Here is a 14,266-nt window from a genome sequence, read left to right as displayed (position 1 = left end):
GTCCTCCGGAGTGGCCACCTGCCCGTCACGCGGCCCCCGCCCCGCCGTCGACCCGCGACCGTTCCCGCGCGGTCGGCGCCCCGTCCGTGCTCGGCGCACCATCCGGACCGGAGGCGGCGGACGGACCGGAGGCAGGGGACGCGGCGCCCCCGGTGCGGCCGGTCGTACGGACCAGGCCCCGCGTGCCGGAGAAGACCAGGGTGCGGGTCCCCCAGAAGCGCACGGCGGTACCCAGCACCAGGCCCACTCCGGCGCCGGAGACGACGTCGGCGAGGGTGGAGGTCAGTCCCAGCACCTGCCGCGAGACGCCGAGACAGCCGAGCTGCACGGCCCCGCCCGCCGCGTTGACCAGTACGAAGACGCTGAACCTCCGCCAGCCCCCGGCCACCCGGCGGCCGCGCAGCCGGTAGGGGCCCAGCGCGTTGCCCGTGTAGGCGACGGCGACGCCCGCCACGAAGGACAGGGCTTTGGCGTACATCGGATCCATCCCGACGGGGCCGCGCAGCCACAGGAAGCCGCCGAGGTCCGCGAGGAAGGCGAAGACACCGACGGCGGCGAATCCGGCGAACTCCGCGCAGAACGCGCGGAGCCGCGGCGGCACCCGGGAGACGGGGACACTCCGCGCCCTCACCGCGCGGCCCCTCCGGCGCCGACCCCTCCGGCGCGCACGGCTCCGGACCACCGGGACGCGCACGGCGCCGGACCTCGCCGACGCGTACGGCGCCGGACCTCGCGGACGCGCACGGTCTACATCCCCGCGACCGACAGTCCGTACAGCGCCGCCCAGCACAGTGCGGTGACCGCCAGCGGACGGTCGCGCAACAGGACGTCCTCGGGGGAACCGGACGCGCCGCGGTCGGTGAAGACGGCGTACCGCAGCACCGCCAGGATCAGCGGCACCATGGAGAGCTGTCGGCACAGCGTGGCCCCGGCGCCGGTGCCGTCCTCCAGCGCCCACAGGCAGTAGGCGAGCACTGCGGCTCCGGCGGCGAGCTGCCAGACGAAGCGCAGGTAACCGACGGTGTACTCGCGCAGCAGTGCCCGAGTGCCGCCCTCGCCCTCGCCCATCAGCAGCGCCTCCGAGTAGCGCTTGCCCGCCACCATGAACAGCGCGCCGAACCCGGCGGTGATCAGGAACCAGCGGGAGAGCGGAATGCCCAGCGCCAGCCCGCCGGACATCGCGCGCATCACGAACCCGGCGGTCACCACGGCCAGGTCGACCACCAGGACGCGCTTGAGCCGCAGGCAGTAGGCGATCTGCATGATCACGTAGCCCGCGAGCAGCGCCGCGGTACCGGTGTTGCACAGCAGCGCGGCGGCCGTGGTGGAGGCCAGGGCGAGCACGGTGCCGAGCGCGTAGGCGAGGGGCACCGGCACGGTTCCGGCGGCGACGGGGCGGCGGCACTTGTCGGGGTGGGCCCGGTCCGCTTCCGCGTCCCGGGCGTCGTTGAGCAGGTAGACGGCCGCTGCTGCCGCGGTGAACAGGGCGAAGACGAGGGCGAGCGCGAGCACCGTGTGCACCGCCGCCAGCTCTCCGGCGGCGGCGGGCGCGGCGAGGACGAGGAGGTTCTTCACCCACTGGCGGGGCCGTACGGTCAGCAGCAGCCCGCCGGGGAGGGTCCCGGCGAATCCGGTCGGCTGCCGCGCGGCCGGGGCGGCGCGGTTGGCGAGGTGCGGCGCGGAAGCCGATTCGGCGGCCGGCCCGCTGGTGGGCCCCGCGGCCGGTCCGACGGCCGGTCCGGCGCTCTGCTCGGCTGCCGAGTCCGCCGTCTGCTCGGCGGTCTGCTCGGCGCCGGGGTCGGGGGCGGTCCCGGCGGAGCGGTGCCCGGGGGAGCCGGTCAGTGTGGAGCGTTCGGTCATCCGGCCGCCCCCTCCGCACCCCGCGCCGTCGAGCCGGGCGGGGCCGGGGGTTGCGCGTCCTGCGGCCGGGCGGCCGCACCCAGCCGGACGACCAGCGCGCCCAGGGCCGCGCCCGCCACCACGTCCGAGGGGTGGTGCACACCGGCGACCAGCCGGGAGACGCAGATCAGCGCGGCCAGCGCGGCCAGCGGCGTCCCGTGCCGCAGTCCGCCCAGGGCCAGCGCCGCCGCACCGGAGGAGGCGGCGTGCGAACTGGGGAAGGAGTGCCGCCCGGCCGTCCGTACGAGCGGGGCGCGGCCCGCCGGCTCGGGGCGCGGGCGGCGCACGACCCGCTTGATCCCCATGCTGGCCAGATGCGCGGCACCCACGAGTCCGGTGCCCCGGAGCCAGCGCTCCCGCTGCGTACGGTCCGTGGCAGCGCCGGCGAGTCCGACCAGGAGCCAGACGGCCGCGTGCTCCCCGCTCCAGGACAGTGCGCGGGCGGCGCCGGCCACCCGGGCATCGGCCGCGCAGTCGCTCAGAGCGCACAACAGCCGCCGCTCCCACTGTCGTACCGCTTTCGCTGCCACGCTCCGACTCTGCCGCGCCCGGCGCCGCCGCAGGCCGAGCCGCGAGCCGACACACGCCGTTTCACCCTTTCAGCGACCATTGGGCGACACCGGCGGCGCCACCGGCACAGCCTCCCCTGCCGGGCATTTCCTGGCGCCTACCGTCACGTCCATGCCCGCTCAGCACCTCCAGCGCGACGTGTCCGCACCGCCCGATCGCAGCGCCCGGCTGCTGACCGGCTGGGGCGGCACCGCCCCCACCGGCGCCCGGGTGCTGCGTCCGCGCACCCGCCAGGAGGCGGTGGCGGCGGTCCTGGAGTGCGGGACGCGCGGCAGCATCCCGCGCGGCCTGGGCCGGGCCTACGGGGACGCGGCACAGAACGCGGGCGGCACCGTCCTGGACACCACGGGGCTGGACCGGGTGCTGGCGGTCGACGCCGCAGAGGGGACGGTGACCTGCGAGGCGGGAATCAGCCTGCACCGGCTGATGACGGTGCTGCTGCCGCTGGGCTGGTTCGTGCCGGTGACCCCGGGGACCCGCTATGTGACGGTCGGCGGCGCGATCGGCGCGGACATCCACGGCAAGAACCACCACCTCTCGGGCTCCTTCAGCCGCCATGTGCGCTCCCTGGAGCTGCTGACGGCGGACGGGCAGGTGCGGACGGTCGTGCCGGGCACCGAACTGTTCGACGCCACGGCGGGCGGGATGGGCCTGACCGGGCTGGTGCTGAGCGCGACGGTGCGGCTGCTGCCGGTGGAGACGTCGCTGATGGCGGTGGACACCGAGCGGCTCCCCGACCTGGACTCGCTGCTGGCCACGCTGACCGCGAGCGACCACCGGCACCGCTATTCGGTGGCCTGGATCGACCTGCTGGCGCGCGGGACGGCGGCCGGACGCGCTGTGCTGACCCGCGGCGACCACGCGCCGCTGGCCGCGCTGCAGGGGCCGGGGCGTGCGGCCCGGGCGGCGCGCAGGGACCCGCTGGCCTTCCGGCCCGGGCAGTTGCCGCCCGCGCCGCGCGCCGTGCCCGGCGGGCTGCTGCGCGGCAGTACGGTCTCGGCCTTCAACAAGTTCTGGTACCACAAGGCGCCGCGCCGCCGGAGGGGCGAACTCCAGCGGCTCGCCTCCTTCTTCCACCCGCTGGACGGGCTGCCGCACTGGAACCGGATCTACGGCAGCGCGGGGTTCGTGCAGTGGCAGTGCGTGGTGGGGCACGAGCACGACGACGCGCTGCGCCGCATCGTGCGGCTGATCTCGCGCCGCTCCTGCCCCTCCTTCCTCGCCGTCCTCAAGCGGTTCGGCGCCGGGGACCCGGGGTGGCTCTCCTTCCCCGCGGAGGGCTGGACGCTGGCGCTGGACATCCCCACCGGGCTGCCGGGGCTGGCGGACTTCCTCGACCTGCTGGACGAGGAGGTCGCGCTGGCCGGGGGACGGCTGTACCTGGCCAAGGACGCGCGGATGCGGCCCGAACTGCTGGCGGGGATGTATCCGCGGCTGGCCGACTTCCGGGAGCTGCGCGCCCGGCTGGACCCGCGCGGCGTCTTCACCTCGGACCTGGCCCGGCGGCTGGCCCTGTGACCCTGCGCCCGCCCGGACACCTCCCCGCCCCGCGAGTTCCGGCTCCGCGCGTCCCGGCACGGCACAGGCCCCGCCCGGCGCATCCGGCGGACTCCGCGCACCCCGGCCCCGCGCTTTTTGAACCGGCATCCCCGAAGAACACCATGGAGCACACATGAAGGACGCGTTCGGTTCCCCGCAGTCGCTGCTCGTCCTGGGCGGCACGTCCGAGATCGCGCTGGCGGCCGTGCGCCGTTTCATGGCCCGCCGCGCCCGCACGGTCTGGCTCGCGGGGCGGCCGGGCCCGGGGCTGGACGCGGCGGCGGCCGGACTCCGGGAGGAGGCGGCGGCACACGGCGCGGAGGTCGCCGTGCGCACCGTCCCGTTCGACGCGCTGGCCCCCGAGACGCACGAGGAGGTGCTGGAGAAGGTCTTCGCGGAAGGCGACATCGACCTGGTCCTGCTGGCCTTCGGGGTACTGGGCGAGCAGTTCCGCGACGAGCAGGACCCGACGGCGGCCGAACGTCTCACCCGGACGAACTACACCGGGGCCGTCTCCTCCGGGCTGGTGTGCGCGAACGCGCTGCGCGCCCAGGGGCACGGGTCGCTGGTGGTGCTCTCCTCGGTGGCCGGGGAGCGGGCGCGCCGGGCCAACTTCCTCTACGGGTCCAGCAAGGCAGGGCTGGACGCGTTCGCGCAGGGCCTGGGGGACGCGCTGCACGGCTCGGGGGCGCATGTGCTGGTGGTGCGGCCCGGATTCGTGCACACCCGGATGACGGCGGGGCGGACGCCCGCGCCGCTGGCCACCACGCCGGGCGCGGTGGCGGAGGCGATCGAGCAGGGAGTGCGGCGCCGGGCGCGGACGGTGTGGGTGCCGGCCGCGCTGGGCCCGGTGATGAGCGTGCTGCGGCATCTGCCGCGCAGCGTCTTCCGGCGGCTGCCGGGCTGAGGTCCGGGCGCCCGGGACGGCCCCGCAGAGCGGCGTTCCGGAACGCCCGTGGGGCGGGGTTCCGGGGCGTCGGAAAGCTTGCTCCGCATCGGACTGCGCGCCGGGGACCCGCTGAGGCGGGACGGCGCCGGGATGTGCCCTCGTCCGGCGTATGGGATAAATCAGATGATTCACCCCTGTCGAGCGAGACAGCCGCCCCTGCTCCCCGTCGACCCGCGGAACCGCCATGCCCCGTTTCAGCGTGATCGTCCCCGCCCACCAGGTGCAGTCGTATCTGCACGAGTGCCTGGACTCCGTGCTCGGGCAGTGCTTCGGGGACCTCGAACTCATCGCCGTCGACGACCGCTCACCGGACTCCAGCGGCGAGATCCTGGACGCCTACGCCGCGGCCGACCCACGGGTGACCGTCATCCATCTGGCGGAGAACATCGGCCTGGGCCCGGCACGCAACACCGGCACCGCCCGCGCCCGCGGCGACTACGTCCTCTACCTCGACAGCGACGACACCATGGCACCGGGCACCCTGCGCGCCCTGGCCGAACGCCTGTCGGAGACCAGCGACCCGGACATCCTGCTGTTCGACTTCGCTCCCGCCTACTGGGACGGCTCGCTCGGCCCCCCGGCCCACCCCGAGCTGCTCGCCCCCGGCGCCGGGCCCGGCGTGTGCACCCTCGACGAGCGGCCCGAGCTGCTCCGGCTCACCGCCGTCGCCTGGAACAAGGCGTACCGCCGCGCCTTCCTGCTCCGCGAGCGGCTCGCCTTCCCGCCCGGGACCTACGAGGACACCCCCTGGACGTTCCCGGCGCTGCTCACCGCGCGCACCCTCGGCACGCTGGACCGGGTGTGCGTGCACTACCGCCAGCGCCGCGGCGGCAGCATCCTGACCACCACAGGCCGCCGCCACTTCGACGTCTTCGACCAGTACGACCGGCTGTTCGCGTTCCTGGCGACGCGCCCCGGACTGGATCGCTGGCACCATGCCCTCCACCAGCGGATGACCGACCACTTCGCCACCATCCACAGCACCCCCGGCAGGCTGCCCGGGTCGGCGCGCGCCGAGTTCCTGCACCGCGCGCGGGCCCACTGCCGCCGCCACCGGCCCGCACCCGCCGCGGGCCGCCCGGCGGCGCCGCCCGGCAGACGGCTGCGCCGGATGCTGGTACGGCACGGGGCACACCATGCCTTCCGGCTGCTGGCGCACGCGGGCCGCGCCCGCCGCCTGCTGGGCGCCCGGCTGCGCAGCGCACGCCGCGTGCTGCGCAAAGCACTGCTGCGCGGGCACTACCTGCTCCAGCGCCGCCGCCCCCTCGATCCGGACCTGGCCGTCTTCTCCGCCTACTGGGACCGCGGCTACTCCTGCCACCCGGCGGCCATCGAGGCCAAGGCCCGGGAGCTGGTCCCGGACATCCGCACCGCGTGGATATGCCCGCCCGACCACGCGCACACCCTCCCGCCGGGCGTACGGCGGCTGCAGCCGGGCTCGACGGCGTACTGGACGGCGCTCGCCCGGGCCCGCTTCCTGGTCAGCAACGTCAACCTGCCGCACAGCTACCGCAAACGGCCCGGCCAGCTCCTCCTCCAGACTCACCACGGCACCCCGCTCAAGCACATGGGGCTCGACCTGATGGCCTATCCGGCCGCCGCCGACGGCATGGACTTCGGCAGGCTGCTGGAGCACACCGACCGCTGGGACTACAGCCTCTCCGGCAACCCGCACTCCACGCTGGTGTGGGAACGCGCCTATCCCTCGCCGTACACCACACTGGAGTTCGGGCACCCGCGCAACGACGTCCTGCACACCGCTACCGCAGCCGACGTCGCCCGCCTCCGCGCCGCGCTGGGCATACCCGACGGGGTGACGGCGGTGCTGTACGCGCCCACACACCGCGACCACCAGCCGGGCCGGCAGCCCTGGCTCGACCTGACGCGGCTGGTGGCGACGCTGGGCCCGTCCTTCGTCGTCCTGGCGCGCGCCCACTACTTCCACGCCGGGCAGGGTCTGCCCTGCGAGCCGCCCGGCGGGCTGCTCGACGTGTCGGCGCACCCGTCGGTCGAGGAGCTGTTCCTGGCCTCGGACGTGCTGGTCACCGACTACTCGTCGCTGATGTTCGACTACGCCAACCTCGACCGGCCGCTGGTCGTGCACGCCCCCGACTGGGAGACCTACCGGGAGACCCGTGGCACCTACTTCGACGTGACGGCGGCCGCGCCGGGCCCGGTGACCCGCAGCGAGGACGAACTGATCGACATCCTCGCCACCGGCGCGCACGCCACCGAGCACGCGCGCACCCTGCGCGCCGCCTTCCGGCAGCGGTTCTGCCCCTGGGACGACGGGCACGCGGCCGAACGCGTGGTCCGACACGTCTTCCTCGGCACCTGCCCCGCAACCGGCACGGGCCCCGGTACCGGCTCCGCCGCGCCTCCGGGGGCCGCCGTCCCCGCGGCGGTGCCGCCCCTCGTACCGCTCGCCGAGCGGCATCCCGCGCCCGCGCCGGGCCCCGGCGGGCCCGGGCCGGGCGCCCCTCCCCGCACGCCTCTTGCTCCCCCCGCAGCGAAGGACTGGTGGTCATGCCCCGCTTCAGCGTCGTCGTACCGGTGTTCAAGGTCCAGGGCTACCTGCGCGAGTGCCTCGACTCGGTGCTCGGCCAGTCCTTCACCGACCTGGAGGTGATAGCCGTCGACGACCGCTCCCCCGACCACAGCGGCGCGATTCTGGACGAGTACGCGGCCCGCGACTCCCGGGTGCGGGTGCTGCACCTGGCCGAGAACGGCGGACTGGGCCGGGCCCGCAACACCGGTGTGGACCACGCACGCGGCGACTACCTGCTCTTCCTCGACAGCGACGACAGCTTCCTGCCGGGCGCCTTGGCCGCCGTCGACCGGCAACTGGCCGCCTGCGGCGGCCCGGACGTGCTGGTCTTCGACCACCAGCGCTCCTACTGGGACGGGCGCGCCGAGGCCAGCTGCTTCGGCGACCAGCTCGCCGGGGTCGGCACCCAGACCTTCACGGCCGCCGAACACCCCGAGCTGCTCACCCTCTTCCACGTCGCCTGGAACAAGGCCTACCGGCGCGCCTTCTATCTGCGCGAGGGGCTGCGCTTCGAACCCGGGCTGTACGAGGACGCGCCGCTCTCGAACGAGGCGCTGGTGTGCGCCGGGTCCATCGGCTGCCTGCCGCGCGTCTGCGTCGACTACCGGCAGCGGCACCAGGGCGCCATCACCCGCTCCCCGGGCCGGGCGCACTTCGACATCTTCCCGCAGTACGCCTCCCTCTTCGCCTTCCTGGAGCGCCGCCCCGAACTGGCCCGGCACCGGCCGCTGCTGTTCGAGCGGGCCGTCTCGCATCTGGTCTTCTGCATCCGGCGCAAGGAACGGGTGCGCCCGGCCGACCGGCGCGCCTTCTTCCGGGAGGCGGCGCGGCTCTACCGCGAGCACGTGCCCGACGGCTTCGCCCCGCCGCCGCGGCGGGCGCGGGACTGCCGGCTGCTGGCCCTCGACGTCTATCCGCTGTTCGCGGCGCGGGAGGCGGTGCGCCGCAGCGCCGGGCGCGCCCGCTCGGCGGCCCGAGCGGCGCGCCCGCAGCTCGCCCGCGCCGGGCACCGGCTCTACTACGCCGTGCAGCGGCGGCTACCCGCCTATCCGGACGTGGCCGTCTACTCCGCGTACTGGAACCGCGGCGTGGCCTGCAATCCGCAGGCGATCGAGGCCGCGGCCCGGCGGTTGGCGCCGCAGCTGCACAGCGTGTGGGTCGTACGCCCGGACGCGGTGCCCGCGCTGCCGCCCGGCACCGACCACGTGCTGCCCGGCTCCCGGCGCTACTGGCGGATGCTGGCCCGGGCCCGGTACTTCGTCAACAACGTCAACTTCCCCGACCATCTGGTGAAGCGGCCCGGCCAGGTCCATCTGATGACCCACCACGGCACCCCGCTCAAGACGATGGGCCTGGACCAGCAGCCGTACCCGGCGGCCGCGCAGATGGACTTCGGCAGGCTGCTGCGCCGGGTGGAGCGGTGGGACGTGAGCCTCACCGCCAATCCGCACTCGGCCGAGGTGTGGGACCGGGTCTTCCCCTCCGGCTACGAGGACCTGTCCGCCGGCTACCCGCGCAACGACCGGTTCGCGACCGCCACCGCGGAGGAGGTCGCCGCGGTCCGCGCCCGGCTCGGCATCCCGCCCGGCCGGATCGCCCTGCTGTACGCGCCGACGGCACGCGACTACCGCAGGGGCTTCGTCCCCCGCCTCGATCTGGAGCGGTTGAGCGCGGGGCTGGGCGAGGAGTACGTGCTGCTGGTGCGCACCCACTACTACTACGGGCGGGACGCGGTGCTGCGCGACCTGCATGCGCGCGGGCTGGTGCGGGACGTCTCCCGGCACCCCTCGGTCGAGGATCTGTGCCTGGCGGCGGACGCGCTGATCACGGACTACTCGTCGCTGATGTTCGACTACGCCAACCTCGACCGGCCGCTGGTCGTCCACGCGCCCGACTGGGAGAGCTACCGCGACGCCCGGGGCACCTACTTCGACCTGCTCTCCGGCCGCGCGGGCGAGACCCCCGGCCCGGTCACCCGCACCGAGGACGAGCTGACGGCGGTCTTCCGCAGCGGCACCTGGCGCGGCCCGGAGGCCCGGGCGCTGCGCGGTGCCTTCCGGGAGCGGTTCTGCCCCTGGGACGACGGGCACGCCGCCGAACGCGTGGTGCGCAGGGTGCTGCTGGGCGAGGACGCGGCGGCGCTGCCGCCGGTGGTGCCGCTCGCGGAGCGGCGCCCGGCGCCCACCCCGGAGCAGGCCGAGGCAGTCCTCGCGGCGGAAGCGGCCGGACCGGCGGCGGACGGGGCGCGAGCGGCGGAACGGGAAGCGGCCGGACCGGACACGGCCGGGGGCGGGCCGGACGCGTCCGGAGCCAGGGCGGAGGCTGCGCGGCCCCGGACCCGGAAGCTGGGCGCCGTGACCGGGGGCGCGGGCAGTGCCGAGCCGCCGCCCGCGCCGGAGGCGCTCAGCTGACCGGCTGCCGGCAGCGCTCAACTGACCGGATGCCGGAGGCGCTCAGCTGACCGGCCGCCTGAGGCGCCCAACTGACCGGATGCCGGAGGCGCTCAACTGACCGGCTGCCGGCCCCCGCCCCGCGGGGGCCGGCCGGCGCCGCCCGGGCCGCGCAGCCAGCGCACCAGCGAGGCGCGGCCCGCGGGCGTGACCGGGCGCGATGTCCGCTCGGGGTCGGCGGCGATCTCGGCGCACAGCGCTGCGACGTCGCCCCGCCACGCCAGTTCCAGGGTGCGGCGGCGGCGCGGGTCGAGCCGTTCCAGCACCCCGTCGCCGTACGCGCCGATCAGCCGTGCGGCTCCGGTGCACACGGCCTGCCGCACCTCGTGGTCGAGGGCGGGGAAGTCCGCGCCGAAGAGCTGGAAGACCTCGACGTGGAAGTGCCGCTTGTGGAAGGCGTCCCGCAGCGGGCCGGGCGGCAGGAAGCGGCAGGCGGCCTGGAAGAGCCGCTCGGCGCAGCGCAGCCGGACCTCGGGCCCGGCCCGGTAGGTGATGTTGCTGGAGTCGGCCCGGCGGACGGCGAAGTAGTGCGGCTGGTCGGCCAGCACCGAGATCCGGGCCGCGCGCACGCACGCCTCCAGCACGAACGGCTGGTCGCTGAAGGCGGGCATCGACTCGTCGTAGCGGATGCCGTGCTCCTCGACCAGGGAGCGGCGGAAGAGTTTGGTGTTGGACAGCGCCCACGGCAGCCCGTCCCCGACCAGTCGGATCATCGGCGCGGAGCGGCCGAACACGCCGGTGGGGACGGTGCGTTCGCCGACCGGGATCATCTTGCACAGCAGCACGTCCGACCGGCAGTCGTCGGCCATGGCCACCATGCGCTCCAGCGCCTGGGGGGCGAGGTGGTCGTCGGCGCCGAGGAAGAAGACATAGCGCCCGCGTGCCCGCTCCAGGCCCTGGTTGCAGGGCGCGGCCGGGCCGCCGGAGTTGGCCCGGCGCACGGTGACGAACAGGTCCGGGTGCCGCGCGGCGAAGCGGGCGATCTCCTCGGTGCTGCCGTCGGTGGAGCCGTCGTCGACGACGATCACCTCCATCCGCCGCGCTCCGATCGTCTGCTCGACGAGCGAGGAGAGGCAGCGGGTGAGGTAGGGCATGGTGTCGAAGGCGGCCACGACGACGCTGACGTCGGGGCAGCCAGCGCCGGCATCGGGGCAGGCGGCCCCGTCCCGTCCGGCGGCCCCGGACGCCGCCCGGGTGCCGGCGCTCATACCGCCACCGCCTCCCGGCCGCCGCCGTCCCCGACGACCACCCGCCGCACCCCCGCCCACAGCGCCGGGTCGGTGACGCGGCGGCCGTCGACCAGGACCCGCACGCCGGGCAGCCGGTCGGCGGACAGCTCCCGGTAGGCGGCGTGGTCGGTCTGGACCACGGCCGCGGTCACCGGCTGGCCGGTGTGCGGGCGCAGCCCCATGTCGGCCAGTTCGTGCGGCGCGTACAGCGGGTCGGACACGTACGGGCGCGCACCCCGCTCGCGGAGCGCGGCGACCGTGGGGAAGACGCCGGAGAACGCGGTCTCCTTCACCCCGCCCCGGTAGGCCGCGCCGAGCACCAGCACCTCGGCGCCGCGCAGTTCGCCGTAGGCGTCGGCCAGCAGGTCGACGGCGTGCGCGGGCATGGCCGCGTTCGTCTCGCGCGCGGCGCGGACGACGGCCGCCTCCGGGTCGTTCCACAGGTACATCTGCGGGTAGACCGGGATGCAGTGGCCCCCCACCGCGATGCCGGGGCGGTGGATGTGACTGTAGGGCTGGGTGTTGCAGGCGTCGATGACGGCGTCGATGTCCACACCGGACCGGTCGGCGAACCGTGCGAACTGGTTGGCCAGCGCGATGTTGACGTCCCGGTAGGTGGTCTCGGCGAGCTTGGCCAGCTCGGCGGCCTCGGCCGAGCCCAGATCCCACACCCCGTTGGGCCGGGGCAGCTCCTCGCGGACGTCGAAGTCGAGCACCGACTCGTAGAACCGCACCCCGTCCTTGGCCGAGTGCGGGCCGATCCCGCCGACCAGCTTGGGGTAGCGGCGCAGGTCGGCGAAGACCCGTCCGGTGAAGACCCGCTCGGGGGAGAAGACCAGGGAGAAGTCCCGCTCGGGCAGCAGCCCGGAGTCCTGCGCCAGCAGCGGCGCGAACCGGTCCCGGGTGGTGCCCACCGGCAGCGTCGTCTCGTAGCTGACCAGCGTGCCGGGGCGCAGTCCGGCGGCGACGGCGCGGGTCGCGGCGTCCATCGCGCGGAAGTCCGGGGTACCGCGCTCGTCGACGAACAGCGGGACGACGAGCACGACGGCCTCCGCGTCGGAGACGGCCTCCGCGGTGTCCGTCGTCGCGGACAGCCGGCCCGCCTCCACCGCCTCGGCCAGCCGTTCCGCCAGCCCCTCCTCACCGGGGAACGGCACCGCCGCGTCGTTGACGCTCGCGACCACGCGCGCGTCGGTGTCCGCGCCCGTCACCTGGTGTCCCTTGGCCGCGAACTGGACGGCCAGTGGCAGCCCGATCTTCCCGAGCGCCACCACGCAGATCCGCATTCCCGTCTCCTTCCGGCTGCTCCTGATGGTCGGGTCGCTCCGGCGCCGCCTGATGCAGCAGCCGCGCGTAGATCCGGTCGAGCGTGCGGGCCTGGGCCTCCCAGGTCCACTCCTCCAGCAGGCCCGGACGCTCGTAGGCCGCCCGGTAGCGCTGTGGAGCGGCGAGCACCGCGCGCACGGCGCGTACGTAGTCGGCGGTGTCCTCCGCGCGGAAGACCTCGCCCTGGCCGGTCTCCCGGGTGGTGCCGGCCATCGTCCTGACGTCGCTGACCACCAGCGGCAGCCGGGCGTGCGCGTACTCGAAGAACTTGGTGATCAGCGCGATCTCGTGGTTCGTCCAGTGGTGCAGCGGGATCGCGCCCGCGTCCGCCTCCGCGAGGAAGGAAACGACCTGCCGGTAGGGCACGTACGGCAGGACGTGCAGCCGCTCGGCGGCCCCCAGTTCCGCGGCCCGCGCGCGCAGCTCGCGCAGATATCCGGCGGAGGGCCGGGGCACGACCAGCGCCGTGTGCACCTCGGGCAGTTCGGCCAGCGCCTCCACCATCGTGCCCAGCCCGCGTTGCGGGGCCGCGGCGCCGCTGTAGACGACCAACGGGGTCCCGGTGCCGATGCCGCACAGCGCGCGCAGGCTCGGCACGCCGTCCCGGCCGTCCCCGCCGTCGGCCGCCCCGGACCCGGTGCTCGCGGGCGCGGGGCGACCGCGCGGCGGACTTCCGGACGCCGGGGCCCCGGTGGTGATCGGGCCGGTGGTGGTCGGGCCGGTGGTGGTCGGGCCGGTGGTGGTCGGCCCGGTGGTGGTCGGCCCGGTCGCGGCGTGCGCCTCCGGCGCGTTCAGGACGACGGCCGGCTCCTCGGCGAGCCCGTGTGCCTCGCGCAGCAGCGCGGCCAGGGTGCCGGAGACCGTGACGGCGGCGTCCGCGCAGGGCGCGTACTCGCGCTCGTGCGCCAAGTGGGCCGGCAGCCACCGCACATCGTGTTGCCAGGGCCGGACGCCGGGCAGGTACTCGTGCGCGTCCCACACCAGCTTCACCGGCCGCCCGGCCGCCACCGCCCGGACCTTGGCGCGGGCGCCCACCCCCAGCATCCGGAAGTCGTGCGCGTGGATCAGGTCGGGCCGCAGCTCGTCCACCACCCGCCCGTAAGCGAGTTCGAAGTCGTAGAGGCCGGGCCACAGCCGCCGCCAGCAGCGCTCCTTGCGGGCGCGCCGCCACACGGCCACGGCCGCCCGGTCCAGCGGGGTGCCGGTGCCGCGCAGCGCCGTCCCCCGGTCGAGCTGGCGGGTGCGGAAGCCCACCCAGCGCTGGGCGAGCCGGGCGGCGGCCCGCGGACCGGCCAGCCGCGCCGCGGCGTACGGCACCGACCGGCGGTCGGCGGCCAGTGCGGCGCGGCGGGTGCGCAGTTCGTCACGCCACGCCTTGACGCGCTGCGCGCGATAGGGCGCGGTGGCCGGCCGGTAGGCCAGCGGCCGGGTCAGCAGCGGACGGCGGGCCGTGCGCGGCGGACGGTCGAGCGGGGTGGGCACGGGCAGCAGCCGCACCTGCGCTCCGCCCAGCCGCCAGGACGCGGGCCGTCCGTCGGGGGAGCGGCCCAGCAGCACCACGTCCCAGCCGGCCGCGGCGGCCGACCGGGCAGTCTTCTGCACCCGGGAGTCTCCCTCCACCCCGTTGCACACCAGCATCACGATCCGGCCCCGCCGCCCGGAGGCGGACCGCTGCTCCGCGCCAGGTGTGCCGCCCGTTCCGGCGCCGCTGTCGAACTCCACGGGTGTCCCCTTCTGTTGTCGGCCGCTTCTGTCG

The 14,266-nt window shown here is 75.6% G+C and carries 10 protein-coding genes; 4 read left to right on the top strand and 6 right to left on the bottom strand.

The genetic code is table 11. The features are described from left to right. Window positions 1–25: 25 nt before the first annotated feature. From ACFYNS_RS28035 to ACFYNS_RS28025, 3 genes are all read right to left on the bottom strand, one after another. On the bottom strand, window positions 26–631 hold the full coding sequence (locus tag ACFYNS_RS28035) for a GtrA family protein (protein ID WP_360303685.1): 606 nt from the start codon (window positions 629–631) through the stop codon (window positions 26–28). Between the two features lie 116 nt (window positions 632–747). Beyond that, window positions 748–1,860 (bottom strand): decaprenyl-phosphate phosphoribosyltransferase, encoded by a 1,113-nt coding sequence (locus tag ACFYNS_RS28030; protein WP_388605605.1) that lies wholly within the window; start codon window positions 1,858–1,860, stop codon window positions 748–750. After that, window positions 1,857–2,429 carry a phosphatase PAP2 family protein gene (locus ACFYNS_RS28025; protein WP_388605603.1) on the bottom strand — a complete coding sequence of 191 codons (573 nt, stop codon included), beginning with the start codon at window positions 2,427–2,429 and terminating at the stop codon, window positions 1,857–1,859. Before ACFYNS_RS28025 ends, ACFYNS_RS28030 begins: the two co-directional genes overlap by 4 nt. Window positions 2,430–2,580: 151 nt before the next feature. On the opposite strand from ACFYNS_RS28025, the gene ACFYNS_RS28020 reads away from it, so the two are divergent. From ACFYNS_RS28020 to ACFYNS_RS28005, 4 genes are all read left to right on the top strand, one after another. Next, window positions 2,581–3,987, top strand: a complete 1,407-nt coding sequence (locus ACFYNS_RS28020; protein WP_360302938.1) for an FAD-binding oxidoreductase — start codon at window positions 2,581–2,583, stop codon at window positions 3,985–3,987. 154 nt (window positions 3,988–4,141) lie between these two features. Further along, window positions 4,142–4,915: a decaprenylphospho-beta-D-erythro-pentofuranosid-2-ulose 2-reductase gene (locus tag ACFYNS_RS28015; RefSeq protein ID WP_360302940.1), complete on the top strand. Its 774-nt coding sequence runs from the start codon at window positions 4,142–4,144 to the stop codon at window positions 4,913–4,915. Between the two features lie 226 nt (window positions 4,916–5,141). Further along, entirely contained in the window at window positions 5,142–7,586 is a 2,445-nt protein-coding gene (locus ACFYNS_RS28010) for a CDP-glycerol glycerophosphotransferase family protein (RefSeq protein ID WP_388605601.1), read from the top strand. Further along, complete coding sequence (locus tag ACFYNS_RS28005) at window positions 7,484–9,916, top strand: CDP-glycerol glycerophosphotransferase family protein (RefSeq protein ID WP_388605600.1); 2,433 nt, start codon at window positions 7,484–7,486, stop codon at window positions 9,914–9,916. Before ACFYNS_RS28010 ends, ACFYNS_RS28005 begins: the two co-directional genes overlap by 103 nt. Window positions 9,917–10,008: 92 nt before the next feature. Here the strand turns inward: ACFYNS_RS28005 and ACFYNS_RS28000 are convergent, their stop codons facing one another. Genes ACFYNS_RS28000 through ACFYNS_RS27990 form a run of 3 tightly spaced genes read right to left on the bottom strand, consistent with a single transcriptional unit; the run spans window position 10,009 to window position 14,232 of the window. Next, window positions 10,009–11,163, bottom strand: a complete 1,155-nt coding sequence (locus ACFYNS_RS28000) for a glycosyltransferase family 2 protein (protein WP_388605598.1) — start codon at window positions 11,161–11,163, stop codon at window positions 10,009–10,011. Then, window positions 11,160–12,428, bottom strand: coding sequence for a nucleotide sugar dehydrogenase (locus ACFYNS_RS27995; RefSeq protein ID WP_360303539.1), 1,269 nt, complete (start codon window positions 12,426–12,428; stop codon window positions 11,160–11,162). The genes ACFYNS_RS28000 and ACFYNS_RS27995 overlap by 4 nt, the downstream gene beginning before the upstream one ends. Then, the gene (locus ACFYNS_RS27990) at window positions 12,325–14,232 is read right to left on the bottom strand and encodes a glycosyltransferase (protein WP_388605596.1); all 1,908 of its coding nucleotides are present in this window, start codon (window positions 14,230–14,232) and stop codon (window positions 12,325–12,327) included. Before ACFYNS_RS27990 ends, ACFYNS_RS27995 begins: the two co-directional genes overlap by 104 nt. Window positions 14,233–14,266: the final 34 nt, after the last annotated feature.

Origin of the sequence: Streptomyces sp. NPDC006925, assembly GCF_042869575.1 — a bacterium.
Taxonomy (GTDB): domain Bacteria; phylum Actinomycetota; class Actinomycetes; order Streptomycetales; family Streptomycetaceae; genus Streptomyces.
The sequence above is the reverse complement of the archived record's forward strand: the minus strand, read 5'-3'. Positions and strand labels throughout refer to the sequence as shown.